Consider the following 24,863-nt stretch of genomic DNA (forward strand, 5'->3'; position numbering starts at 1 on the left):
GATTTTGTCCTCCTCTTTTTTATTAATATAAAATGACGTAGAATTATGAAAAGTATGTTATCACTCGCAGTTGTTTCACTCACGGTCTTACTATCGTGCAAAAATACCCAACTCGCAAACACCAATTCAGACTCCAAACCAAGTGCAAAAAACTTGACAGAAAATCAATTGATGGACAAAGTTCAAAGCGATGCCCTCAAGTATTTCTGGGATTTTGCAGAACCAAATTCTCTCTTGGGAAGAGAACGATACCACGAGGACAATATCTATCCGGACAATGACAAACACGTGGTGACAACCGGAGGTTCAGGTTTCGGATTGATGACACTTTTGGTGGGAGTCGATAGAAAATTCATTCCAAGAAAAGAAGCTGTAAAAAGATTGACCCACATCGCAGATTTTCTAGATAAAGCAGAACGTTTCCACGGCGCTTGGCCACATTGGATCAATGGCGAGACCGGAAAAGTAACACCGTTTGGAAAGAAAGATAATGGCGGAGATTTGGTAGAAACCGCATTCTTGGTTCAAGGGATTATTTGCGTCCGGGAATATTTCAAAGACGGTAACGAAGAAGAAAAAGCACTCGCTGCAAAGATGGACAAACTCTGGAAAGGCGTAGAGTGGAACTGGTACACAAAAGGTGGCGAGAAAGTCCTCTACTGGCATTGGTCGCCAAGTTACGGCTGGGAAATGAACTTCCCACTTGAAGGTTACAACGAATGTCTCATCACTTACGTTCTAGCCGCTGCATCGCCAGACTATTCCATTGATTCCGAAACCTACAACAAAGGTTGGACGCGCAACGGAACCTATACAACAGACAGAACAAAATACGATTTACCACTTTACGTCAAACACAATTACGCAGAAGAATTCGGAGGTCCGTTATTTTGGTCACAATATTCGTATTTAGGTTTGGATCCAAGAGGATTGTCGGATCAATATGTAAATAGCTATTGGGATTTAAACAGAAATCACGTCTTGATAGACTACAAATATTGCGTAGAAAATCCACTCAATTTTAAAGGTTATTCCGAGAAATATTGGGGATTGACGGCAGGTTATACCAGAAACAAAGACGGTTCTGTAGGCTACGCCGCGCACCAACCGATGAAGGAGGATTTTGGTGTCATCACGCCAACTGCCGCGCTCAGTTCAATGCCTTATACGCCAAAAGAATCTATGGAAATGTTGAGGTTTTTGTACGAAGAAAAACCGAAGTTTATCGGAAAAGCTGGACCTTATGACGCAACTTCCATCCATTTTGATGACTGGACGACGCCTCGTTATCTCGCTATCGATCAGGGAACTATCGCGCCAATGATCGAGAATCACCGCACAGGATTACTGTGGAATCTCTTTATGAATGCGCCTGAAATCCGAAACGGACTCAAAAAAATCGGTTTTAAGTCCGCAGAACATAAGATTGACTAATCAAAAAGTACTATCTTTAAACACGAAAATTTAATGTATCTTTTTGAGACATTAATTAGCTGTTAGGAGCTTGATCCCGCTGTCCGCTATATCTTTTTTGTTTACGACGTTTTGTCATTTGATTGAAAATATGGACAAAACAAAAAAGGATGCCGCTACCATCGGGGCTATGGGATTTGCAAATCAAATTAAACATTTGTCAACGCTCCACGATCAACGCAATTTCGAAAAACGAACAAAATGAATTTAAAACAAAAATTTCTCCCGTTTTTATTCTTAGGAATCACATCTTTGGCAACCGCTCAGGAAATCAAATCCGAGTTCAACAAAGAAGTCAAGGTCCAGAAAAAAATGTCCTACATTTTGGATATGCCTCAAAACGCAAAATCCAAAATCCCTTTGATTGTTTTCCTCCACGGTTCTGGCGAGAGAGGCAACGATTTGGACATTGTGAAAAATCACAGCCCGTTCACCTACAAGAATTTAATCAAAGAACCCGTTGCGATTTTAGCACCACAATGTCCGGAAAATACATGGTGGGACACAGAAGCAGTATATTTCCTCATCAAAGAAATCTCCGAAAAGTATAAGATTGACAAGGACAGGATCTACCTCACCGGATTATCGATGGGCGGTTGGGGAACTTTGAAATTGGCAGGCGAGCATCCCGAAATGTTTGCTGCAGTTTCAGCCGTTTGTGCGCCAACAGATCGCGTGATGTGGGCCAATATTCACAATTACAAAGACCTCAATATCAAATTATTCCACGGTGGGATGGACGATATCGTACTTCCGGAAAATGCTTTTAACTTTTACCAAAAATTACATCCCGTAAATCCAAAAGCAGAACTCACGATTTTCCCAAATGACAATCACAATTCTTGGGATTCAACCTATTCGGATCCGAAGTTATATGAATGGATGTTATCTTTGAAGAAAAGTAAAAATTAGAAAATTAAAAATATATAAATGAGATCACTATTTAAATATGATCTTTAAAATAGATCAAATCAAGCGATCGCATAGGACTTAAAAATAAATTTAAATATGAAAAAGTTTGTAATCTTAGCTGCACTGGCATTGTCGCCGTATTTTATGGCGCAGGGTATTGTGTCCAAACCTGTTCAGTCTTTCCAATCTGCTCAATATCAATCCAAGAAAAAAATCTTTGTTGACAACTTGATTTCCAAAATGACTTTGGATGAGAAAATTGGTCAATTGAATTTGCCTTCTTCTGGAGATTTTACCACAGGTCAAGCTCAGAGTTCTGATATTGGCAAAAAGGTGGAGCAAGGTTTGGTGGGTGGATTATTCAACATCAAAGGTGTTGACAAGATCCGTGATGTTCAGAAAATAGCAGTGGAAAAAAGCCGTCTGAAGATTCCAATGATTTTCGGGATGGACGTGATCCACGGTTACGAAACAACATTCCCAATTCCATTAGGGATTGCATCATCTTGGGATATGGATTTGATTCAAAGATCGGCGCAGATTGCGGCGCAAGAATCCACAGCAGATGGCATCAACTGGACTTTCTCGCCAATGGTAGATGTTTCCAGAGATCCAAGATGGGGAAGGGTTTCCGAAGGTTCTGGTGAAGATCCGTACTTGGGAAGCCAGATTGCAAAAGCAATGGTTTACGGTTATCAGGGAAATGACTTGTCCAAGAAAAATACAATGTTGGCTTGCGTGAAACATTTCGCACTTTACGGCGCTGGGGAAGCAGGTAGAGATTACAACACGGTAGATATGAGCCACGTCCAGATGTACAATATGTATTTCCCACCTTACAAAGCTGCAGTAGATGCTGGCGCAGGTTCTGTGATGGCTTCCTTCAATGAAGTGGACGGGATTCCTGCAACGGGAAACAAATGGCTGATGACAGACGTTCTTAGAAAACAATGGGACTTCAAAGGTTTTGTGGTGACGGATTATACCGGAATCAACGAAATGATCGACCACGGAATGGGAGATCTGAAACAAGTTTCCGCTTTGGCAATGAACGCCGGAATCGATATGGATATGGTTGGAGAAGGATTTTTGAAAACTCTAAAACAATCCATCTCCGAAGGAAAAGTGACCGAACAAACCGTGACAGATGCTGCAAGAAGAATCCTCGAAGCTAAGTACGATCTTGGCCTTTTCGATGATCCTTACCGATACACAGATACGAAGAGAGCGCAGAAAGAAGTTTTCAGTCCGAAACATTTGGAAGCGGCAAAAACAATTGCTTCTCAATCTATGGTTTTGATGAAAAATGATAAGCAGGTTCTTCCACTTAAGAAGTCTGGAACAGTTGCTGTAATCGGTCCATTGGCAGACAACGCGATGAATATGACCGGAACCTGGAGCGTTGCAGCAAAACACGCGAATTCAATTTCATTGTTAAGGGGATTGAAGGAAACCGTTGGGAAAGATGTCAATTTCATTTTCGCAAAAGGAAGCAACGTTTACGAAGATGCTAAAATGGAAGAAAAAGCGACGATGTTTGGTAAAGATGCTGGCAGAGACAGCCGTCCTGCAGAAGAAATCAGGAAAGAAGCTTTGACAATTGCAAATCAAGCAGATGTGATTGTTTTGGCAATGGGAGAAAGTGCCGAGATGAGCGGTGAATCCAGCTCCAGAACAGACATCGGAATTCCTGAAACTCAAAAAGAATTGTTGAGAGAACTTAAGAAAACCGGGAAACCAATCGTGATTGTTTTATTCACTGGTCGTCCATTGGTCTTGACAGAAGAATCCCAGTTGGCAGACGCTATTTTGAACGTTTGGTTCCCAGGAAGTATGGCTGGATATGCTATTTCCGACGTGCTTTACGGAAAAGTAAATCCATCGGCAAAGTTACCAATGACGTTCCCAAGAAGCGTAGGACAAGTGCCACTTTATTACAATTCGAAAAATACAGGTCGTCCATTAAGCCAAGAAAATACAGACAAATGTACATTTGAGAAATTCCGTTCCAACTATCTGGATGAGTGCAACACGCCACTTTACCCGTTTGGATATGGATTGAGTTATACCAAATTTGGTTATTCTGATGTTTCCGTCAGCAATGCAAAACCAGTTGGGGATACACCAATTGAGGCTTCTGTAACATTGACCAACAGTGGAAAGTATGAAGGTGCAGAAATCGTTCAGCTTTACATCAGAGATTTGGTTGGAAGCAACACAAGACCTGTAAAAGAACTGAAAGGTTTCCAAAAAGTTTACCTGAAAGCAGGCGAAAGCAAAAAAGTGACTTTCAAGATTTCGCCAGAAGATTTGAAATTCTTCGACAACCAATTGAAATACGATTGGGAAGCCGGAGATTTCGATATTATGATTGGAACCAGCTCCAGCGAAGTAAAAACAACGAGAGTGAATTGGAGTAAGTAACAATCAGTTGGTATTTATGGTTTTGGGATATTTAATATTTTAGAGCCCGTTTAAATTTCATCAAAATTATTTCCCCGGCCCTAAAGGGAGTAATTTTGATGAAATTTTCCAGGCGTTTTTCCACCCTTTAGGGTCGGGGAAAAGAAAAATGCTTTGGAAAATTTTATTTTTTAATCATTTTTAAACACGCTCTTAGAAAATAAATAAAAATTTCAAAGACTTATACATAAGTTATAATAAAAAAGAAAGACACAGCGTGGCGACCTAGTGGTAGAAAAACAATTCATTACAAGCAAAGCTCCGGAGGAGCGACCTATAACATCAAGATGATTTGCATAATTTCTACTGTCTAAAAATTTAAAAGATTTGCATTAAAAAAGCCTTTCAGAATTAATTTCTGAAAGGCTTTCTTATTTGTGTCAATAGGTTTCTCGAGATGTTTCATAACAGTCAGTCTGAGGCTCTCGAAGACCATTAAAATTTAATATTCCTTAAGGATTTTCTGACTCATTATTTTAATGTCATCTTTCTTAAGAACCAAAATATATTCCCCAGGAGTCAAGAGCGAAATATCAACGCTCTTATCATTTTCGGCAACATTTTGCTCTTGAACTGTTCTTCCGGCCAAATCCAAAATCTCAGCAACCACATTTTTCTCGTTAAGGTTTTTGATGTAAAGAATATTTTTTGCAGGAAGTGGTGCGACTAAAATTTGAGTTGTAGGAATGTCGTTCACAGATAAGTTGCTGGATTTAACTTTAAATATTTTTCCGTTGCTCGCCCCAACATAAAGTTGTTTTTGATTGTCTTCTCCAAAGGTTGTGAAACTATTTCCACTAAAAGCAGATGACCAAGTGATGCTGGTATTATCCAAAATTCCGATTTGCTGAGAACAGAAATCTGCAAAAATATATTTTCCAACCAGATCTGGATAAAGATTACCTCTGTAAACATAACCACCCGTGATCGAACATTTGCCACCGGAATGGTCATATTGCACCACTGGGAAAGTCATTGTAGAAGAATTGGCGCACCCAGCAGTGTTGTACTCGCTATTTCCTTCGTAACATCTCCAGCCATAATTGACAGCCGGCGTGGTTGCAGGAACTCTGTTGATTTCTTCGATTAAATTTTGCCCAACATCCGCAATCCAAATATTGTTCGTCGTTCTGTCAAAAGAAAATTTCCAACCATTTCTTAGTCCATAAGACCAGATTTCATCCGCGCCCTCTACGCCTACGAAAGGATTGTCAGCTGGAATATTGTAAGGATTAGTTGAATTAACATCGATTCTCAATAATTTTCCTAAAAGTGAATTCCTGTTTTGCCCGTTGTTATCTGGGTCGCCACTGCCACCGCCATCTCCTGTTGAAATATAAAGGAAACCATCAGCACCAAAATGGATACTGCCACCATTGTGATTGGTCTGGCTTTTTGGAATCGACATCATTATTTTTTCAGATGCGGGATCCGCTGTATTTGGATTAGCTGAATTGGCGGTGAATCGGGAAACTGTAATCGTTCTACCTGCTCTGTTATAATAAACATAGAAATATCGATTGGTCGCAAAGTCGGGATGAAATGCCAAGCCAAGCAATCCCATTTCCCCACTGAAGTTGACTCTGTCTGTGATATTTAGAAAATTGGTGGCTTCAAAAGTACCGTTGGTATTCAAAATTCGGATGGTTCCAGATTGTTGGACCACGAAAAGTCTGCTGTCATTACTCGGTGAAGCGATGATCTCCACCGGATTGGAAGCGGTCGCAAATTCTTCCAAGATGATCTGTTGTGAATATATTTCTGTTGCAAATGCGCAAGAGAGAATGAGTATTAATTTTCGCATAACTTATTATTTTTGAGATTATTAATAAACTAACCAAATTTCATACCTTACCATTTCATAATTATTTAATTAATAATAAAAGCTAATTTTTAACTCTTTTTTTGAATGAAAAGTCAGAATTAATTTCATTATAAAAACTATAATGCACTTTTCTCATTTTCAAATTCTTATTTCCGCTATAAATCATTATATTTGCCGACTTAATTTATATATATCGTAAGAAAATGCAAGGAAAAGGACTCGTTACATTAGTTGCCATCGTTCTTGGATTAATTTGCCTCAATGAGCTTCTGCCTTCTTTCTATGCCAACAAAATAGAAAAAGAAGCAAGAGCAATTGCCGGAGAAAATCCAGTGAAATACCAGGCTGAGCTAGACAGACTTTCTAAAGACACCCTTAATCTCGGTTTTACATCGTTGGATTACACGTCTGCAAAACAGAAAGAAATGAAACTCGGATTGGACCTTAAAGGTGGTATCAACGTATTATTGGAGATCAACCAGAGAGATTTGGTGAATGATCTTAGTAATTATTCAACAAATGCTACTTTGATAGAAGCATTGGACAGAACAGACAAAGTGCAGAAAAACTCAAGCCAACAGTACATCGAGGATTTTTTCACTCAGTTCGAAGCTGTGACCAAAGAAAAAGGTACCAACCTGAAACTTGCAGATCCTGAGATATTCGGGAACACCAATCTTTCTGAGATCAAGTTCAACACGCCAGACGATCAGGTGAAAAATATCATCAGAAGAAAAATCGATGCCTCTGTATCAACTGCTTTTGAAGTACTTAGAACACGTATCGACAAAATGGGTGTAACGCAACCAAACGTACAGAGAGTTGCGGGAACTGGAAGAATCTTGGTAGAGATGCCAGGGATTCAAGATAAAGACAGAGTTTTGAAAATGCTTCAGACTTCTGCGAAACTTCAGTTTTGGGAAGTACAATTGGCGCAGGAAGTTGTTCCATATTTCTCTCAACTTGACCAATTGGTAAAAGCAAAAGGAGATTCTATCGGTGTTGCAAAAAACACTAATTTGATGAACCTGATCCAGATGAGTGCTACACCTGGAAACGCTGTTGCCAACGTGAAATTGTCTGATACAGCAGTTGTAAATAAAATACTTAACAGTGATGTAGCTGTCAAAGCAAGACCTGTTAATTTGAAATATACCCAGTTTATGTGGGGTTACAAACCTGAGTCTAATTCTACAAACAGTCTTGTTTTATACGCAATCCGTGGAAACATTACTCAAAAAGCACCTGTTGATGGCGCTGTAGAATCTGCAAACATCAATTATGACCAATTGGGTCGTATCGTGGTAGATATGCAAATGGATTCTCAAGGTGCTCGTGATTGGAAAACAACGACTGAGAAAAATCAAGGAAAAGTAGTTGCAGTAACGCTTGATAACAGAGTTTACACAGCACCTTCTGTAAACCAAGTGATTCCTAACGGAAGAAGTCAGATTTCTGGAAACTTTACTCAAGAAGAAGCTAAAGATCTAGTGGATGTTCTTGGAGCTGGTAAATTGCCTGCAGGTGCGAAGATCGTACAAGCGGACGTTGTAGGTCCATCTCTTGGAGCAGAATCTATCAACGATGGTGTTTTATCTTTTCTTATTGCATTTGCAGTAATCATTGTTTACATTATTTTCTACTACGGTGGAGCCGGTGTTTATGCGGTAATTGCAATGACAATCAACTTGTTCTACATCTTCGGAATTATGGATTCCATCGATGCGACGTTGACACTTCCTGGTATCGCGGGTATCGTACTATCTATGGCGATGGCGGTGGATGCGAACGTGATCATCTATGAGAGAACCAAAGAAGAACTTTTCCGTGGAAAAGGAATCTTGGAAGCTTACAAAGATGGTTTCAAACACGCGATTTCTGCGATTATTGATGGTCACCTTACGACTTTGATCACCGCGATCATTCTATATGTTTTCGGAACGGGGCCAATCAAAGGTTTCGCGGTAACATTGATCATCGGTTTGATTATGACATTGTTTACTTCGGTACTATTATCAAGAGTAATGATCTTCAACAGACTTGAAAAAGGTAAATCGCTTTCTGTTTGGACTGCACCAACTAAAAACCTCTTCAGAAATACTTGGATCGATTTCATTGGTAAAAGAAAATATTCTTACATCATTTCTTCTATATTAATGATAATCGCAGTTGCATCTATTGCAATCAACGGTTTCAAATATGGTATAGACTTTACTGGTGGACGTAACTACGTGGTGAGATTCGAAAAACCTGTAGATGCAGAGAAGATCGAGAACAGCATTGGTCAATTGATGAAGACTGCAGATGGTCAAAACAATATCGTTGAGGCCAAAACTTTCGGAAGCTCTTCTCAGTTGAAGATCACAACGGATTATTTGATTGACGATGAGTCTCTTGCAGCAGATCAAACTGTTGAGCAAAAAGTTTACGAAGGCTTGAAACAAGACTTACCGGCTGGAATGACTTTGGCAGATTTCAAATCCGCTGAAAAAGGACACGCAGGAATTGTCTCTTCTACCAAAGTAGGACCAACAGTTGCAGATGACATCAAGACGCACGGTATGTTGGCAGTTGGAGCGGCTTTGCTGGGGATTTTCATCTATATCTTGGTGAGATTCGACAAATGGCAGTTCTCTTTGGGAGCGGTTGTTGGTTTGTTCCACGATGCGGTGGTGATCCTTGGGGTTTACTCGTTGTTCTACAAAGTAATGCCATTCAATATGGAGATCAATCAGGATTTCATTGCGGCGATTCTTACCGTAATTGGATATTCCATCAATGATACGGTGATCATCTTCGACAGAATTAGAGAATACCTTCGTGAGAAAAAAGCGTTGACATTGGCAGGTTTATTTGATGATTCCATCTCTAGTACGATTGGTAGAACTTTCAATACGTCATTTACTACGATTTTGGTGATCCTTGCGATCTTCATCTTCGGAGGCGACAACTTGAGAGGCTTTATGTTCTGTCTATTGATCGGTATTGGATTCGGAACTTATTCTTCCATCTTCATTGCATCGGCTACGGCTTATGACTTCTTGAGAGGAAAGAAAAAAGAAGACAAGGTAACAGGGAAATCTTCTATCAGCAACGCTGAAATAGTGAAATAGTTTTCCTTAAAATATATAAATATCATGAAAGCCCTCAAGTGAATGAGGGCTTTTTCTATTTATGTAATTAGATGCTAAAATATTAACCCTTTCAGAGTTTGAAACTCTGAAAGGGTTTTTCCAAGTGAGTTATTTTATTTTAAATAATTATTGATGTAACTCAATGCGTTTTTCGGACTTTGAAATATTTAAAAAAAAGATATTATTGATTTTTCTATATTTAATAATACCAGCGAGATGCTCAATGTAGTTTTAGATTTTTTCTATGTACTTCCAATTTAGTTTGAGAATAGAAACATTGTAAGTTATTGAAATTACAATTCCAAAATCAAAAAATTCCTATCTTCGCATTCGTTATGAAACAAAATCAAAAATCCGCCGCCATTGGTTTCATCTTTATCACGCTGTTGATAGATATCACAGGCTGGGGAATCATCATCCCCGTAGTCCCGAAACTGATAGAAGAACTGATCCACGCAGACATCAGCGAGGCTGCGAAATATGGTGGCTGGTTGAGTTTTGCCTATGCCTTTATCCAATTTGTTTTCTCGCCTTTCGTAGGAAACCTGAGTGATAAATACGGAAGACGACCCGTGATTTTGCTTTCCCTTTTTGGATTCTCAATCGATTATATATTTCTGGCTTTGGCGCCAAGCATCTGGTGGCTTTTCGTTGGAAGAATCATTGCTGGAATTACCGGCGCTAGCATCACAACAGCAAGTGCCTACATTGCAGATATTTCCACAGATACAGACCGCGCGAAGAACTTCGGGATGATCGGGGCGGCGTTTGGTTTGGGTTTTATTATTGGGCCGGTTTTAGGTGGCGTTTTGGGGCATTATGGTGCTAGAGTTCCGTTTTATGCGGCAGCAGTTCTGTGTATGATCAATTTTATCTATGGCTATTTCGTTTTGCCGGAAAGTCTTTCCAAAGAAAATCGACGAGAGTTCAGTTGGAAGAGAGCCAACCCGATTGGATCTTTCAAATTCTTAAAAAAACATCCCGAGATCTCAGCACTTACGACCGCTTTGATTTTAATTTATATTGGCGGACACGCCGTCCAAAGCAATTGGAGTTTCTACACGATGTATAGATTCAACTGGGATGAGAGAATGGTCGGGATTTCGCTTGGCGTTGTTGGTTTGCTCGTAGGATTGGTTCAAGGTGTTTTGATAAGATGGATCAATCCGAAAATCGGCGATCAGAAAAGTATCTTTTACGGATTGATGCTCTACGCGGTCGGAATGTTGCTGTATGCTTTTGCGACGGAAGGGTGGATGATGTTGGTTTTCACGATTCCTTATTGTTTGGGTGGGATTTGTGGCCCGGCTTTGCAATCCATCATTACCAAAAATATTCCGTCCAATGAGCAAGGTGAACTTCAAGGCGCATTGACAAGTTTGATGAGTGCCACTTCCATCATCGGTCCACCATTAATGACGAATTTGTTCTATTATTTCACGCACAAAAATGCACCATTCCTATTTCCGGGAGCACCATTTTTCTTGGCGTTTCTACTGTTTGCAGCGAGTATTTATTTTGTTTCTATTAGTTTTAAAGGGAATAAATCTTAAAAATAAGTGTTTATTGAATTTTATTAGAATATTCAATTTTAATTAATTTTTGTTCATTCCAACCCTAAAGGGAGTAAAAATTAACTTACAAATTCCGTCAAAATTACTCCCTTTAGGATTGGGGAAAATATATTTGATGGAATTCTCACCTTATTCTTTATAAGCGCGATTAGAATTTTAACCTAAACTTTCGGTGCGTAGGTGTAAACATTGTAAGGCAATATACTTTGAGCCATTTTCTGAGCCAGAATGCATCCCAACAAAACAGGAAAGAACAACGCATATCCATTCGGAACCAAACTGCAAGTTAAAATCAATGCGGTAAATGGCGCATAGATCGCTGCAGAAAGTGTGGCGGCAATGCCTATCAAAACAAAATTAATAAGAATCAAAGACGTTCCGAAAAAGCTATTGCAAGCCATCGCAAAAGCCAATCCCAAATAAGCACCGACAACAATGCTCGGTGCAAAAACACCACCATCACCGCCTGCGCCCAAAGTGAGCGATGAGGCTAATGGTTTTAATAAAATCAAAGCTAAAAGAAACAGCAACGAATAGCTTTGTGGATGATTAATCAATTCATTTAAAGAATGATAACTGTCACCGTACAAAAATGGGAAGATACATATCAAAATTCCAACAGCCAACGCGCCAAGATTGACCCTTAAAAAATTATTGTCGATTCCAGAAAAGAATTCTTTTATTTTGATGACCAAAACCGTGAAGTAAACGGACAAAGTTCCCCCGAGCAAACCTAAAATTACCATAAACGGAACGGCAACCCAATGCCATTCTTTTGCAGGAATATCAATCAAAGGTTGCGACGGAAAAAAGTAGAGGAAAACATAAGACAACAATGTCGAAGACAAACAACTGATCAATAAAGTTTTGCTGACTTTTCTTGCAATTACTTCCAAAGCAAATAGAAATCCAACCAACGGATTTCCGAAAAGAATACCAACGCCAGCTACTACGCCCGCGCAAATCAATTCCAATTTATAAACATTTGCGGCGAATTGTTTTTCATAAACCGAATTTCCAATCGTTGCCGTTGCAACAACCGTAGAAACTTCGATTCCTGTAGAGCCACCAAAAATAACGGTCAAAAATCCATTAAAATAATGAGAAGGGATTTTGAAGAAGGGAAGATGGTCTTTCCGCTGATCTACGGTTTTGTAAATCTCAGTAATGCCTTTGTTTTTTCTATTTTTGAAGAGATATTTTCGTAAAAAATAAATGGCTGTAATTCCAATCGTCGGCAGAACAATAAACAAAAGTGGATTTTGTTTTTCGGCCAATTCAAAAATATATTCCTGGAAAAATTCCGTGATTTTCTTCAATGAAAAAGCCAGAAAAGATGCGATTATGGCAATGATTAGGGATGTTGTAATTAATTTTAAATAGTTGTGCGCCTTTACTTTCTGTCTTTTCATTGTCCTAAACTCTTAATGGTCACAAATTTACGGCAAATTGTTCGGAGTTATTCTGATTGTGGGATGACATTTCTCTTTTTATCAATTTTATAATAAATTTAATAATGATCTGTATATCACTTTTCTAAATCTTTGCTTAATTTTGTGAAATGGAATTGAGTATTGGAGAAATGCTGATGATTGCTTTGGCAATTGTTGTTTTGTTCGGCCCCGATAAATTACCCGAGATTGCAAGAGGTCTTGGCGAAGGTGTGCGCAAAATGCGTGGAGCTGTGGATGACATCAAAACCGAAATTATGAAAGAAGCGGACAACCCTCTGTCCGAGATCAAAAATGAAATCGACAAGGTGAAAAAATCTGCTCAGGATTTTAATCCGCTGGCAGATGATAACACCACAACTTTCATCAACGAAGAAATTCCAAAACAAGATCTTTCCGAAGACGATTCTCACGAAGGTCCTGTAAGCCGATAATCTATGAATGGACTAATAGAAATAGACCACGAACTTTTGCTTTTCCTCAATGGATTGGGCAATTCCACATTTGATCCTTTTTGGCTGACCGTAACGGGGAAGTGGTTTTGGATCCCGTTTTACGTGATTCTTCTTTATTTATTCTACAAAAGTTTTCCCTTGAGAAAATTCTTCTTTATCCTGATTTTCATCGCCATTGGCGTTACGATTTCGGATCAGTTGGCAAGTATTTTCAAGCACGGGATACAAAGGTTTCGTCCTTGTCACGATGAGTTGTTGGTTGAGAAAATGCGAATGGTAATTTGTGGTGGTAATTTTGGATTTTACTCGGCACACGCTTCAAGCTCGTTTTTTGTAGTGAGTTTTGTGTCGATGTTGCTAGGGAATAAATACAAGTATTTACCATTGATTCTACTTGTCTGGGCAAGTCTTGTTTCCTACAGCCGGATCTATCTGGGCGTTCATTTCCCTTTTGATATTCTGTTTGGCGCGCTTGTCGGATTTCTTTTAGGTGGTTTTTTAGCAGAGTTGGCGAAGAAGGTGATCTACAAATAAAACTTATTTTTTTGGATAAGCAAACGCTTTGTCCAGTTCTATCGGATTGTAATTTTCAAGAATCTCATTCTGTTCTTCTTTTATTAATTTTCCCAATTCTTCAGCTTTGTAAGATGTTCCGTAATAGGTGAATTCTTTTATTTTTCCGTCATTCAGACCTTCGCGGATGTCGCTCAAAGGATCATTAAAGTATTCTAAAGCTTTCTTTACAACTTTGGATTCTGTGGTGGGAATTGGCTTGTCTCCGTACCGAAATTCCAAGATGTTTGACGTGTCGTAAGTGGTTTTCAAATTGTTGCTTCTCACGAGATCGAAAACGTAATGTTGCTCGCTATCTTCCAACAAGATCACCAAACCTGGCAATCCTTGAAATTTGTAAGGTCCTTCTGCAAAAGGAATATCTTTCGTAAACCACGCCATCCAGTTTCTACCACCAAACTCAGAAGTTGCTTTTTGAATATTAAATCCCTGATATTTTTTGGTTTCATTGGTAAGATTCCATTTGATGATATCATTTGTCGGATAAGAATATAAATTGTCTGCAACCATTACAAAATTTGTATTTTTCGTTGAATTTCTTTTTCTGGTAACAGGTAGCAATTCATCGTTCCAGCTTCTATTTTGAGAATTTGTGGCTTTGTTGATAGAGTCTTTTTCCAGAAAAGTGTAGCTGTAATATTTGACATCATTCGGATTGATGTCCAAAACCATAAAGGCTTTTTTCGGGTCGGTTTCTTCTGGATTTGTTTTGTATTTTAATTCATAAATGAAGCGGTGAGTCTGTGAAAAAGTAAATGCCGATACGAAAACAAAAAGCAGAGAGATCATTTTCATTTTATAAATATTTGAAACTAAATTATAAAAATTAATTTAAATACCGTGATGAATATCATTTATCACTGGTCAATCATCATTTATGCAATCAGTCATTGTGATAAGGTTTTCCCTGCAAGATTGTTGCTGAGCGATAGATTTGTTCCACAAAGAATAGTCGAATCATCTGATGCGTGAATGTCATTTTTGAAAGTGAAATTTTCTCATTGCAACGTTGGTAGATTTCGTCTGAAAAACCATAAGCGCCACCAATTAAGATATTAACTTTCTTTACAGAGCTTCCCATCCAGAAATCGATTTTTTCTGAAAATTCTCGGCTGGTGAATTGTTTTCCTTTTTCGTCTAGAAGAATCACGAGTTCGTTGGATTCTATTTGATTAAGGAATAGTTTGGCCTCTTCCTTCTTCAATTGGTCTGGCGTAAGGTTTTTTGCATTCTTGACATCTGGAATTTCGAGAAGTTCAAAGTTCCAGTGTTTCGGGATTCTAGGCAGATAATATTTGATGAGAGAGATGATTTCTTTGTCATCCGTTTTCCCAATGCAGATCAAATTAATACGCATTTACTATATTTGTGGGGCAAAGATAACTGAATGGCAAAAAAATTACAGCGTTTTTTCCTGAAAATCAAAAACTTTTTCGACGATATTCATATTCCGGTTCTGGGGATTTCCCTCTGGAAGATGTTCTCAATCTACTCAGATGCGATTTTTAAAAATCCTTTGGGCAGGCAAGCGGCGAGCATTTCCTGGAATTTTTTCCTTAGTCTTTTCCCTATGATTCTTTTCTTTTTGTCGGTTTTGCCATACATGCCACATTACGATAAGCTTCAGTTTTACATCTTCGAGGTTTTGATGCCCCGCGTTTTCCCTTCACACATGCAGAGCGACGTTACGAGTTACATACAGGAAAGCATCATCCCGAATATGAAATCCATTAGCAATTTGACGATCTTGCTATCTTTCGTTTTTGCGACGAATGGTTGTTTTACGTTGATCAATGGTTTTAATAGAAATACAGAGCTGTCGAGAACTTTTGTCAAAGAATATCTTTTGGCAATGCTGGTTACGATTTGTTTCCTAAGTGTAGTTTGCCTCTCGATTTTCGGAATCTATTACAGCGAAGTGGTTTTGAAGCTTTACACGCCGACTTACGACATCACTTGGTTTACAAAAAACCTGACAAAGATTATCAGTTTTGTATCATTTCCTTTATTTTATTTTGCATTGCTGGCGATGTTTTATTGGGTGGGTTGCCTCAAAATCACAAGAATCAGAGAGGCTTTTCCAGGTGCTATTTTGACAACGGTTTTGTTTGTTTTGTTGACTTATTTCTTTGCGATTTATGTGGCAAATATTGCGAGATACAACGTTCTTTACGGTTCCATCGGTTCCATTATTTTAGTAATGGTTTGGGTGAATGTTAATGTATTTCTTGTCTTGATGGGGAATGAATTGAACCTCGCCATCAAGAAAGTGAAGTTGGAAAAAATTGTTCGTGATGAGATGAGGGCAATCAATGATGTGAATTAATTATTTCAAAAACTTAGTATTAATTTTAGAAATCCTTATATTTACAGTACTTAAAAGCAACCAACACTAAAATATAAAATCATGGCAAAAAGTCAAGACGCTAAAAAAACGACCAAAAAAGAGCCTCTCAAAACTCCAAAGGAAAAGAAAGAAGCCAAAAGAGAAAAGAAAAATGCATCTAAAAGAGATTAGAATAACAAACCTTTCAATTAATTATTGAGAGGTTTTTTCTTGGTTTTCAAAATAAAGTATCCAACAATTCCTGACAAAACAGAAGCAATCAAAATACTGATTTTTGAAATATTCTGAATTTCAACTTCGTCCGGAAATGCCAAAAGCGAAACGAAAATCGACATTGTAAACCCAATTCCTGCGAGAAATCCGACGCCAATCATTTCACGCCAACCGGAAAAAGCAGGTAGATCGCTCCACTTTAATTTGATGGCAACCAGTGAGAAAAGATTAATTCCCAAAACCTTTCCGACAAACAATCCGCCAATGATTCCCAAGCTCAAAGGATTAATGAAACCTTCGAAAATCTCCTTTTGAAATGTAATGTTTGTATTGGCCAATGCAAACAAGGGCATGATCAAAAAACTAACTGGAATGTGAAGTTTTTGTTCTAATTTTTCTAATGGAGAAGGCTCTGTTTCAGAAATATTTGTTGGAATGGTAAATGCTAAAATCACACCTGAAATCGTCGCGTGAATCCCAGAATGGTGCATAAAATACCAAAGAAAAAGTCCTGGAATAATGTAAAATAGTAGGTTTTTGACTCCACTTTTATTCAATATTACCAATAGCATTGTGATTCCGCCACAAATTCCCAAAGAAACCCAATCGATGGAATCTGTGTAAAACAAAGCGATCACGATGATCGCTCCCAGATCATCCACGATTGCCAACGCGCTCAAGAAGATTTTCAAAGATGCCGGAACGCTTTTCCCAAGCAAAGAAATAATCGCCAAAGAAAATGCAATGTCCGTTGCCATCGGGATTGCCCAGCCATTTTTAAAATCTGTGTTGTGGTTGAGAACGACGTAAATCAAAGCTGGAATCAACATTCCGCCAATCGCGCCAAAGATCGGGAGGCTTGCTTTTTTGATATCAGAAAGTTCGCCTTCCAGAAGTTCACGTTTGATTTCCAAACCGACCAAAAGAAAGAAGATAGCCATCAATCCATCATTGATCCACACTGAAACCGAGTAATCAAGATGGAAAATCTCCGTCCCAATTTTTGTATCCAAAAGATTTTGAAAACTTAATGATAATGGGCTATTTGCGATCAGCAAAGAAACCGCAACAAAAACAATCAGAACAATTCCCGAGCTTTTGCTGTTGTGAAAAAAATCCTGAAAATAGTTGCTTGAAATCATTTTACAAACGCTTCACTTTTGAAACGCCATTAATTCCTTTGAGTTGTTTGAAAGTCTCTTCCAGCTGGCTTTTGTTCTTCACTTCAAGGTTGATATTTCCTGTAAAAATCCCGTCGTTGGAAGCGATGCTCATACTTTTCATATCCATATTCATCGAGTTGCTGATGACCGCTGTGATGTCGTTGATCATACCCATTCTGTCCAAGCCTTCGATCTCGATTTTGACTCTGTTTTTGAAACTTTCCGCATTCACCCATTTCGCCTGTAGAACCCTGTAGTCGTAATTAGCTCTAAGATTGATGGCGTTCGGACAACTTTCGCTATGGACTTTGATGCCATCAGAAATCGTGATGAAGCCAAAAATCTTGTCTCCCGGAATCACCGTACAACATTTTGCAAAAGAATAATTGAGCTTTTCCTCATCCTTCCCAAAGACAATCATATCCAAGTTGGAATCTACTTTTTCAACAAATTCTGCCTTGTTGGATGTTTTTCTGAAACGTTGGAAAAGGTTGCTCAAGATACTTTTTCCATCAGAATATCGTTTGATGTCACCGATGTCGAAAGTGCCATTTTGGAAACCTAAGAAAAGATCTTGTGAAGTTTTTAGATTGAGGAATTTTTGCAATGCATTCACTTCCTCATCATTGTAATTCAGTTTTGCATGGCGCATTTTCCTTTGCAGGATTTCTTTTCCTTCCGCTGTATTTAGATTTTTTTCGGAATTAAGGATATTCTTAATCTTGGATTTCGCTTTGGAAGTCACCACAAAATCCAACCAATCTGGTTTAGGTTTTTGGTTTTGTGAAGAGAGAATGTCGATCTGATCTCCGTTTTGAAGCACATAACTTATCGGGACCAATTTCCCATTAATTTTTGCTCCAAGACATTTCGTTCCCAAATCTGAGTGAACAGAAAATGCAAAATCAAGTGCTGTTGCACCCGTCGGAAGGATTTTGACCTCGCCTTTTGGTGTGAAAACAAAAACTTCCTTGGAGTAAAGATTTAGTTTTATATTGTCAAGAAGTTCAGATGTTGAAAGGTTTTGCTGTTGTTCCAAAACATCACGGATCTCCGAGACCCAATTTTCAAATCGCTGATCATCGGTGTTTTTTCGGTAGCCTTCTTTATATTTATAGTGCGCGGCGACTCCTTTTTCCGCAATCTCATTCATGCGCTCGGAACGGATTTGAACTTCGATCCATTTTTTGTCGGGACCCATCACCGTAAGATGGAGACTTTCATAGCCTGTGGACCTTGGTTGCGAGATCCAGTCGCGCATTCGGGCAGGGTTGCTGTGGTACAAATCTGTTACGATAGAGTAAATTTTCCAGGCCAGGAATTTTTCATTTCGAGGATCGGATTTGTAAATGATTCGGATTGCGTAATTATCATAAACTTCCTCGAAAGTCACGTTCTGCTTCTGCATCTTGCGATAGATCGAGCTGATGGCTTTTGCCCGCCCTTTGATTGTGAAGTTGAGATTTTCCTCTTGCAACTGCTCAGAAACTTCTTTGGTAAACTCTTCCACATATTTTTCCCGACCTTCTTTCGCGGTTTCCAACTTGCTTAGAATTTCGTTGTAAACATCAGGATTATTATATTTAAGAGACAGATCTTCCAACTCAGATTTGATGGAATAGAGTCCAAATCTGTGTGCTAAAGGTGCATAAATGTAAGACGTTTCCGAAGCGATTTTCTTTTGCTTCACAGGATGCATACTGTCCAATGTTCGCATATTGTGAAGTCTGTCGGCAATCTTGATCAGAATCACCCGGAAATCTTCAGAAAGTGTGAGAAGTAGTTTTCTGTAATTTTCAGATTGTACAGAAATATTTTGCTGATTCATCACAGAGATCTTAGTCAATCCATTTACGATGTCAGCAATAGTTTCTCCAAATATTTTCTTGAGGTCTTCGTAAGTGTATTCAGAATCTTCGATGACGTCGTGGAGTAGCGCGCAGGCAATACTTGTTGCTCCCAAACCAACTTCATTGGCCACGATTTTTGCAACTTCTATCGGATGGTAGATGTAGGGTTCGCCGGTTTTTCTGCGCTGATCTTTGTGCGCATCCAAGGCAATATCAAAGGCTTTTCGGATCAGTTTGTTTTGTTCCTCGTCCAGCGTTCTGTAAGTGTTGGAAATCAGGTCTTTATATCGGGCAAGGATTTCCTTGTTTTCTTTCTCTAAGTCGTAGATCATCTTTTAGTTATCTCATGACGAATATATGAAAAAATAGGTGGATTGTCAAGAGATATTTTGCTTTGATGGTATTAAATTTTTTAATTTAAAATTTGTAAAACTATTTTTAGCTAATTTGTTATCAATTGTGCATTTGATATTATTTAAAAATTAAACCCCTTTAAAATTAGGTTAAATATTAAAAATATAATCATAAATTATATTTATACCCCTTTAAATTTATATATTAGTTCTCAGAATTATAAAAACTAATATATGGCTGAAGGTTTACTCAATCATTATCAAACTTTGGAAAGTGTTTTTGATGAGATGATGTCTGATCAATTTGTAAGGAGTCATTATCAAGAATTCATTAGTTCTTTTGAAAAAATGGACATTTCTGAAATGGATCAGAAAACTGAGCTTGCCAAAAAGCTTTTTATGACTCAAGGCATCACTTTCACTGTTTATAACGACGGCGAAGGCATCGAGAAAATATTTCCTTTTGATATTGTTCCAAGGATCATCCAATCCGCAGAGTGGGATTTTATAGAAAAAGGGATCAAGCAACGTTTGAAAGCTTTGAATATATTCCTGAAGGACGTTTATCATCAGCAATTCATTTTGAAAGATGAGATTATTCCTTCATCTTTAATATACAGCTGTCCGAATTTTCTTCGGGAAATGATCAATGTGGATGTCCCTTTTGATATCTACACGCACATCAGCGGAATCGACCTTATCAGAGACCACGACGGGAGTTATTATGTTTTGGAAGACAATCTTAGAACGCCTTCGGGAGTAAGTTATATGCTTGAGAACCGTAAAATGAGTTACCGCCTTTTTCCGAATATTTTGCCAAATATCAAAGTAAAACAAGTCAATAATTATCCGGATTTATTAATCAAAAATTTACTTTCACTCGGAAGACAGATCAGTTCAAAGCCAAATGTGGTACTGCTGACGCCTGGGATTTACAATTCAGCTTATTTTGAACATACCACTTTAGCGAGATTAATGGGAATCGAGTTGGTAGAAGGTCGCGATCTTGTAATTCAAAATCATATGGTGTATATGAAAACGACAAAAGGTCTTAAAAAAGTGGATGTGATCTATCGTCGGGTTGATGATGAGTTTTTGGATCCGTTGGTCTTTCAGAAAACGAGCGTTTTGGGTGTTCCGGGATTGTATCATTCTTACAGAAAAGGAAATGTGATCATCGTGAACGCAATGGGAAATGGTGTGGCAGACGACAAAGCGATCTATTCTTACGTTCCCGATATGATCCGATATTATCTCGGTGAAGAACCACTCCTGAAAAGTGTTCCAACTTACCGAATGGAAAATATGGACGAACGGAAATTCGCAATCGAGAATATGGATAAAATGGTCATCAAGAAAACCAATGAAAGTGGCGGTTACGGAATGTTGATCGGCGATGTGGCAACTGACGAAGAGATTGCAGAATTCACCAAGCAGATAAACCTTAATCCAAGAAATTATATCGCCCAACCAATTATCAAATTATCAACGTCGCCTTGTTATATCAATGGTATTTTGCGACCAAGACGCGTCGATCTTCGACCATTTGCTTTGTATGGTCCAGACGGAATCGATATCGTTCCAGGCGGATTGACTCGCGTAGCAATGAAGGAAGGTTCCATCGTCGTAAATTCCTCACAAGGTGGCGGAAGTAAAGACACTTGGGTCGTAGATTAAATTATAAATGATGAATCTCATTAATACAAAAAAACAAAACTCAAAAAATGTTAAGTAGAGTTGCAGAGAATATCTTCTGGATGAGCCGTTATATGGAGCGGTCCAATTTCCAGATCAAAGTTTTTCATACCCGGTACATCGCCTATCAGGATGGTGCTTCCACAGAAAGTTGGGAGAATTTTTGTGATGAATATCAAATTAAGGTCGAGGATAGTGACCATAGTTTTGGGAATCTCCTTTCCAAAGCGCTTTTTGATGTCGATAATGATTCATCGATTGCGAATAATATCTTCAGAGCGCGCGAAAATGCCAGAAGTGCGCAGGATCACATCAACAAAGATGTGTGGCAATGTCTCAACGATTTTCATCATCAAATGAAAGATCAAAGTCTGATCCGTCAGGCAAAATACGGCGACCCGATAAGCGTTTTCGATGCTTTGGTAAAGCAGGCGATGGTCTATTATGGTGTCATTGATAATTCTGTGGCAAGAGATTTTGGCTATTGTTTTATCGAGTTGGGAAAATACGTGGAAAGGATTCTGAATGGCATCAATCTCATCAGGAAACAATGGCTTTTGTACGGCGAGGATCTTTTGGATAATGATTATTCCAGCTGGCGATATTTTCTGAGTTCCGTCAGTGGCTATGATTTTTATCTACGGAACAATCTCGGAATGATGGAAAAGGAAAGGATATTTTATCAGATCATTTATGAACCTTTGTTTCCAAATTCAATAGCTTATTGTCTTCAGGAAATAGAAAAGTTTGCCAAACATTTGCAGGCCAACAGCAATGCTGAGGAAAAAGATGAATCTGTGGAATTCTTCATTGGGAAATGTATTGCAAACGTCCAGTTCACGAGGCATCCGAGAACGAGAGATGAAAAAATGCAGTTTCTCGCCAAAATAGAATCCGATGTTTACGAAGTTGTGAATGTCTTTAATCAAAGTTTTTTCGGATTGGTCTTGAAAATCTGAAAATCTGTCTCAATTTAATTATCACTCTAAAACCCTCAAACTCTCCAACTTAATATTATGCCAGTTTTCAACGTTTTACATATCACAAAATACGAATATCCATCGCCTGTTACAGATAGTGCGAACCAAATTATCCTATCGCCTTTGAGTAATGATTTCCAAGAGGTCATCAGTCAGAAGTTGAGTCTTTTTCCTAATGTCAAACTTGATTTCTATTTTGATTTTTTCACCAATAAAGTCGGTGTGTTTACCATTGTAGAGCCTCACAATTTTCTGGAAATCAAATCAGAATTGGTTGTGGAAACTTACCCGATTGAATTGCCAATTGTCGATATGGACGTCCAAACGCAATGGGAAGATGTGAAAGAGCAAAGTCAGGTTTTTCCTTATGTGGATTTTGTGCGTCAGGAAAAGATCGAAAGCAAAGATGAGATTTTCGAAGCAGTTAAAAATATCGCAAAACCAGAGTTGTCTGTGATGGAAACCACGACTGAACTTTCTACTTACATTTATGAGAATTTTGCCTACAAACAAGGCGTTACGGATTATGAAACCGAGATTGACGAAATCTGGAAACTGAAAGCCGGCGTTTGTCAGGATTTCGCGCATTTACTTTTGGCGATGTTGAGAATGTTGGGTGTTCCTTCGCGATATGTGAGCGGTTATATCAGTCCAAGTAATCAGGAACTTCGAGGTGAAGGTGCCACGCACGCTTGGGTCGAGGTTTACATTCCGGGTTATGGGTGGCTGGGGAACGACCCTACAAATAATTGCTGGGTGAGCGACCGTCACATCAAAATTGCCATTGGAAGAGATTTCAACGATTGTACGCCTGTGAAAGGAACATACAAAGGCCCTTCTAATCACATTCTCAGCGTTTCCGTAATTATTACAAATGAAAACACCAAAGAAAAAACCAGTTTACCGATAGTACCAATGTATGTGAGGGAAAATCCAAAAGTGATAGAGCAGACGTTGGATAACAATTCTTACCGTCGATTTTTGGAAATTCAGCAACAACAGCAACAACAGCAATAATTTTGAACATTAGATTCTGTAATTTTACAGAAATGTTTCAGAAATTTTATAAAATTACGATTCCGTTTTACACAATTTTTCTTTTGTATCTGATGTTTTTCGGATTCGGAAGAGGTCAGTATGATATCAATATTGTAAGACTGTCACCGTTGATTTCGACCTTTAGTTTTGTGAAGGAAACGATTCTTTGGAAAACGGTTCTCATTAATGTCTTTGGAAATATCATAATGTTCACGCCTTTTGGATTTCTCGGAATTGTCTTTCCGAAACTCAACGATTTTAAAACATTAATCATCAACTTTCTCTCAGCAATTATCATCATAGAAAGTCTCCAATATTTTACAAGACTCGGCGTATTCGATATTGATGATGTAATTTTGAATACGATTGGTGTTGCGATTGGCTTTTGGTTTTACAGAATTTTGGTTTTGAGAGCCTCAGCGTGACAATGGAAAGCAAATGATAATTTGATGTTTTTCTCGCAGATTTAGCAAGTTTTGCAGATTCATAAAATTAAAATCTGCTTCATCTGCCAAATCTGCGAGATTAAAATTGATTATGTAAAACAGAAATTAAATCACTTGTTCAATTCCTTTGCTCGATTTTCCGCCGCAAATATTCCTTTTTTTAGGATTGATTTCAATTCGTTTTCGTCAAAAGTTTTGAGTGCAGCTTCCGTTGTTCCACCTTTTGAAGCAACGTCTTTTATTAATTCTTCCAGAGACTTGTCCGAATTATTGATAAGATGATAAGCGCCCAACATGGTTTGTTTTACGAATAGTTTTGATAGATTTTCATCGATTCCCATTTCTGTTCCGGCTTTTATCATCGCATCGATGATGTAATAGAAATATGCTGGGCCACTTCCGGAAAGTGCCGTTACGCCGTTCAAAAGACTTTCGTCTTCCAAATAGACCGAACGTCCGGTGGAATTCAATAATCTTTCGACATTCATTAATTCTGAAAAAGAAATTCCGTCTGCCGCTGTATAACCCGTGATTCCCATTCCCAAAAGAGTGGGGGAATTTGGCATTGCGCGAACCACAGATTTATGATTCAAAAGTTTCTGAATTTTCTCAATGGAAATTCCTGCCATTATCGATAAAATTAAAGATTTTTCTGAAATTTTGAAAGGCAGATTTTCCGCAACGAAAGTGAAATCCTGAGGCTTTACAGCGATGATAATTAAATCAGCTTCCAGATTTTTGATTTCCTCAAACGTGGAGATTTCCGAATCGGGAAAAGATTCTTTGAGTTTGGATTTTTTGTTCTCGTTTCTGGTGATGAGATGGAGGTTTTGCGGTTTTATCAATTCATATTTCAAGAACGACCTTGAAAACGAAATACCCATATTTCCTGCTCCTAAAACTGCGATTTTCATATTT

The 24,863-nt window shown here is 38.4% G+C and carries 19 protein-coding genes; 12 read left to right on the top strand and 7 right to left on the bottom strand.

Annotated features, from left to right (window positions below; translation table 11 throughout):
- Positions 1–45: 45 nt before the first annotated feature.
- The 3 genes from IO90_RS11560 (at position 46) to bglX (ending at position 4,809) form a co-directional block, all read left to right on the top strand.
- The gene (locus tag IO90_RS11560; protein ID WP_117596595.1) at positions 46–1,434 is read left to right on the top strand and encodes a glucoamylase family protein; all 1,389 of its coding nucleotides are present in this window, start codon (positions 46–48) and stop codon (positions 1,432–1,434) included.
- 240 nt (positions 1,435–1,674) lie between these two features.
- On the top strand, positions 1,675–2,385 hold the full coding sequence (locus IO90_RS11565; RefSeq protein ID WP_034966607.1) for a prolyl oligopeptidase family serine peptidase: 711 nt from the start codon (positions 1,675–1,677) through the stop codon (positions 2,383–2,385).
- Between the two features lie 96 nt (positions 2,386–2,481).
- Positions 2,482–4,809 (top strand): beta-glucosidase BglX, encoded by a 2,328-nt coding sequence (gene bglX / locus IO90_RS11570; protein WP_034966609.1) that lies wholly within the window; start codon positions 2,482–2,484, stop codon positions 4,807–4,809.
- Between the two features lie 481 nt (positions 4,810–5,290).
- Here the strand turns inward: bglX and IO90_RS11575 are convergent, their stop codons facing one another.
- Positions 5,291–6,652, bottom strand: a complete 1,362-nt coding sequence (locus IO90_RS11575) for a PQQ-dependent sugar dehydrogenase (RefSeq protein WP_034966611.1) — start codon at positions 6,650–6,652, stop codon at positions 5,291–5,293.
- 224 nt (positions 6,653–6,876) lie between these two features.
- Here IO90_RS11575 and IO90_RS11580 point away from each other — a divergent pair, with 224 nt between their 5' ends.
- Positions 6,877–9,786 (top strand): protein translocase subunit SecDF, encoded by a 2,910-nt coding sequence (locus IO90_RS11580; protein WP_034966613.1) that lies wholly within the window; start codon positions 6,877–6,879, stop codon positions 9,784–9,786.
- A 356-nt stretch (positions 9,787–10,142) separates the two neighbouring features.
- Positions 10,143–11,360, top strand: coding sequence for a TCR/Tet family MFS transporter (locus tag IO90_RS11585; protein ID WP_034968999.1), 1,218 nt, complete (start codon positions 10,143–10,145; stop codon positions 11,358–11,360).
- A 182-nt stretch (positions 11,361–11,542) separates the two neighbouring features.
- Here the strand turns inward: IO90_RS11585 and IO90_RS11590 are convergent, their stop codons facing one another.
- Entirely contained in the window at positions 11,543–12,793 is a 1,251-nt protein-coding gene (locus IO90_RS11590) for a chloride channel protein (RefSeq protein WP_034966616.1), read from the bottom strand.
- A 149-nt stretch (positions 12,794–12,942) separates the two neighbouring features.
- On the opposite strand from IO90_RS11590, the gene IO90_RS11595 reads away from it, so the two are divergent.
- Together IO90_RS11595 and IO90_RS11600 are read left to right on the top strand one after the other, a co-directional pair.
- Complete coding sequence (locus IO90_RS11595) at positions 12,943–13,266, top strand: twin-arginine translocase TatA/TatE family subunit (protein WP_034966617.1); 324 nt, start codon at positions 12,943–12,945, stop codon at positions 13,264–13,266.
- A 3-nt stretch (positions 13,267–13,269) separates the two neighbouring features.
- Positions 13,270–13,821: a phosphatase PAP2 family protein gene (locus IO90_RS11600; protein ID WP_034966619.1), complete on the top strand. Its 552-nt coding sequence runs from the start codon at positions 13,270–13,272 to the stop codon at positions 13,819–13,821.
- A 3-nt stretch (positions 13,822–13,824) separates the two neighbouring features.
- On the opposite strand, the gene IO90_RS11605 is transcribed toward IO90_RS11600, so the two are convergent.
- Both IO90_RS11605 and IO90_RS11610 read right to left on the bottom strand, forming a co-directional pair.
- Positions 13,825–14,655, bottom strand: a complete 831-nt coding sequence (locus IO90_RS11605; protein ID WP_034966621.1) for a GLPGLI family protein — start codon at positions 14,653–14,655, stop codon at positions 13,825–13,827.
- Between the two features lie 88 nt (positions 14,656–14,743).
- Positions 14,744–15,217, bottom strand: coding sequence for a 23S rRNA (pseudouridine(1915)-N(3))-methyltransferase RlmH (locus IO90_RS11610; protein WP_034966623.1), 474 nt, complete (start codon positions 15,215–15,217; stop codon positions 14,744–14,746).
- A gap of 30 nt (positions 15,218–15,247) precedes the next feature.
- Here IO90_RS11610 and IO90_RS11615 point away from each other — a divergent pair, with 30 nt between their 5' ends.
- Positions 15,248–16,186, top strand: a complete 939-nt coding sequence (locus IO90_RS11615; RefSeq protein ID WP_034966625.1) for a YihY/virulence factor BrkB family protein — start codon at positions 15,248–15,250, stop codon at positions 16,184–16,186.
- 209 nt (positions 16,187–16,395) lie between these two features.
- Here the strand turns inward: IO90_RS11615 and nhaA are convergent, their stop codons facing one another.
- The gene (nhaA, locus tag IO90_RS11620) at positions 16,396–17,562 is read right to left on the bottom strand and encodes a Na+/H+ antiporter NhaA (protein WP_034966626.1); all 1,167 of its coding nucleotides are present in this window, start codon (positions 17,560–17,562) and stop codon (positions 16,396–16,398) included.
- Position 17,563: 1 nt separating this feature from the next.
- Positions 17,564–19,765 carry a RelA/SpoT family protein gene (locus IO90_RS11625; protein ID WP_034966627.1) on the bottom strand — a complete coding sequence of 734 codons (2,202 nt, stop codon included), beginning with the start codon at positions 19,763–19,765 and terminating at the stop codon, positions 17,564–17,566.
- A gap of 255 nt (positions 19,766–20,020) precedes the next feature.
- On the opposite strand from IO90_RS11625, the gene IO90_RS11630 reads away from it, so the two are divergent.
- Genes IO90_RS11630 through IO90_RS11645 form a run of 4 tightly spaced genes read left to right on the top strand, consistent with a single transcriptional unit; the run spans position 20,021 to position 23,924 of the window.
- Positions 20,021–21,463: a circularly permuted type 2 ATP-grasp protein gene (locus IO90_RS11630; protein ID WP_034966628.1), complete on the top strand. Its 1,443-nt coding sequence runs from the start codon at positions 20,021–20,023 to the stop codon at positions 21,461–21,463.
- A gap of 47 nt (positions 21,464–21,510) precedes the next feature.
- On the top strand, positions 21,511–22,440 hold the full coding sequence (locus IO90_RS11635) for an alpha-E domain-containing protein (RefSeq protein ID WP_076768782.1): 930 nt from the start codon (positions 21,511–21,513) through the stop codon (positions 22,438–22,440).
- A gap of 57 nt (positions 22,441–22,497) precedes the next feature.
- Positions 22,498–23,478 carry a transglutaminase domain-containing protein gene (locus IO90_RS11640; RefSeq protein WP_034966632.1) on the top strand — a complete coding sequence of 327 codons (981 nt, stop codon included), beginning with the start codon at positions 22,498–22,500 and terminating at the stop codon, positions 23,476–23,478.
- 32 nt (positions 23,479–23,510) lie between these two features.
- Positions 23,511–23,924, top strand: coding sequence for a VanZ family protein (locus IO90_RS11645; RefSeq protein WP_034966634.1), 414 nt, complete (start codon positions 23,511–23,513; stop codon positions 23,922–23,924).
- A gap of 131 nt (positions 23,925–24,055) precedes the next feature.
- Here the strand turns inward: IO90_RS11645 and proC are convergent, their stop codons facing one another.
- Entirely contained in the window at positions 24,056–24,859 is an 804-nt protein-coding gene (proC, locus tag IO90_RS11650) for a pyrroline-5-carboxylate reductase (RefSeq protein ID WP_034966636.1), read from the bottom strand.
- Between the last annotated feature and the right edge of the window lie 4 nt (positions 24,860–24,863).

Source organism: Chryseobacterium sp. FH1 (genome assembly GCF_000735135.1).
Classification (GTDB): domain Bacteria; phylum Bacteroidota; class Bacteroidia; order Flavobacteriales; family Weeksellaceae; genus Epilithonimonas.

Excerpts from the sequence above, each read along its gene's own strand:
- IO90_RS11580 (WP_034966613.1), top strand. The coding sequence starts at position 6,877 with ATGCAAGGAAAAGGACTCGTTACATTAGTTGCCATCGTTCTTGGATTA.
- IO90_RS11575 (WP_034966611.1), bottom strand. The coding sequence starts at position 6,652 with ATGCGAAAATTAATACTCATTCTCTCTTGCGCATTTGCAACAGAAATA.
- IO90_RS11645 (WP_034966634.1), top strand. The coding sequence starts at position 23,511 with ATGTTTCAGAAATTTTATAAAATTACGATTCCGTTTTACACAATTTTT.
- bglX (WP_034966609.1), top strand. The coding sequence starts at position 2,482 with ATGAAAAAGTTTGTAATCTTAGCTGCACTGGCATTGTCGCCGTATTTT.
- proC (WP_034966636.1), bottom strand. The coding sequence starts at position 24,859 with ATGAAAATCGCAGTTTTAGGAGCAGGAAATATGGGTATTTCGTTTTCA.
- IO90_RS11615 (WP_034966625.1), top strand. The coding sequence starts at position 15,248 with ATGGCAAAAAAATTACAGCGTTTTTTCCTGAAAATCAAAAACTTTTTC.
- IO90_RS11590 (WP_034966616.1), bottom strand. The coding sequence starts at position 12,793 with ATGAAAAGACAGAAAGTAAAGGCGCACAACTATTTAAAATTAATTACA.
- nhaA (WP_034966626.1), bottom strand. The coding sequence starts at position 17,562 with ATGATTTCAAGCAACTATTTTCAGGATTTTTTTCACAACAGCAAAAGC.
- IO90_RS11625 (WP_034966627.1), bottom strand. The coding sequence starts at position 19,765 with ATGATCTACGACTTAGAGAAAGAAAACAAGGAAATCCTTGCCCGATAT.
- IO90_RS11595 (WP_034966617.1), top strand. The coding sequence starts at position 12,943 with ATGGAATTGAGTATTGGAGAAATGCTGATGATTGCTTTGGCAATTGTT.
- IO90_RS11605 (WP_034966621.1), bottom strand. The coding sequence starts at position 14,655 with ATGAAAATGATCTCTCTGCTTTTTGTTTTCGTATCGGCATTTACTTTT.
- IO90_RS11630 (WP_034966628.1), top strand. The coding sequence starts at position 20,021 with ATGGCTGAAGGTTTACTCAATCATTATCAAACTTTGGAAAGTGTTTTT.
- IO90_RS11560 (WP_117596595.1), top strand. The coding sequence starts at position 46 with ATGAAAAGTATGTTATCACTCGCAGTTGTTTCACTCACGGTCTTACTA.
- IO90_RS11585 (WP_034968999.1), top strand. The coding sequence starts at position 10,143 with ATGAAACAAAATCAAAAATCCGCCGCCATTGGTTTCATCTTTATCACG.
- IO90_RS11635 (WP_076768782.1), top strand. The coding sequence starts at position 21,511 with ATGTTAAGTAGAGTTGCAGAGAATATCTTCTGGATGAGCCGTTATATG.
- IO90_RS11565 (WP_034966607.1), top strand. The coding sequence starts at position 1,675 with ATGAATTTAAAACAAAAATTTCTCCCGTTTTTATTCTTAGGAATCACA.
- IO90_RS11610 (WP_034966623.1), bottom strand. The coding sequence starts at position 15,217 with ATGCGTATTAATTTGATCTGCATTGGGAAAACGGATGACAAAGAAATC.
- IO90_RS11640 (WP_034966632.1), top strand. The coding sequence starts at position 22,498 with ATGCCAGTTTTCAACGTTTTACATATCACAAAATACGAATATCCATCG.
- IO90_RS11600 (WP_034966619.1), top strand. The coding sequence starts at position 13,270 with ATGAATGGACTAATAGAAATAGACCACGAACTTTTGCTTTTCCTCAAT.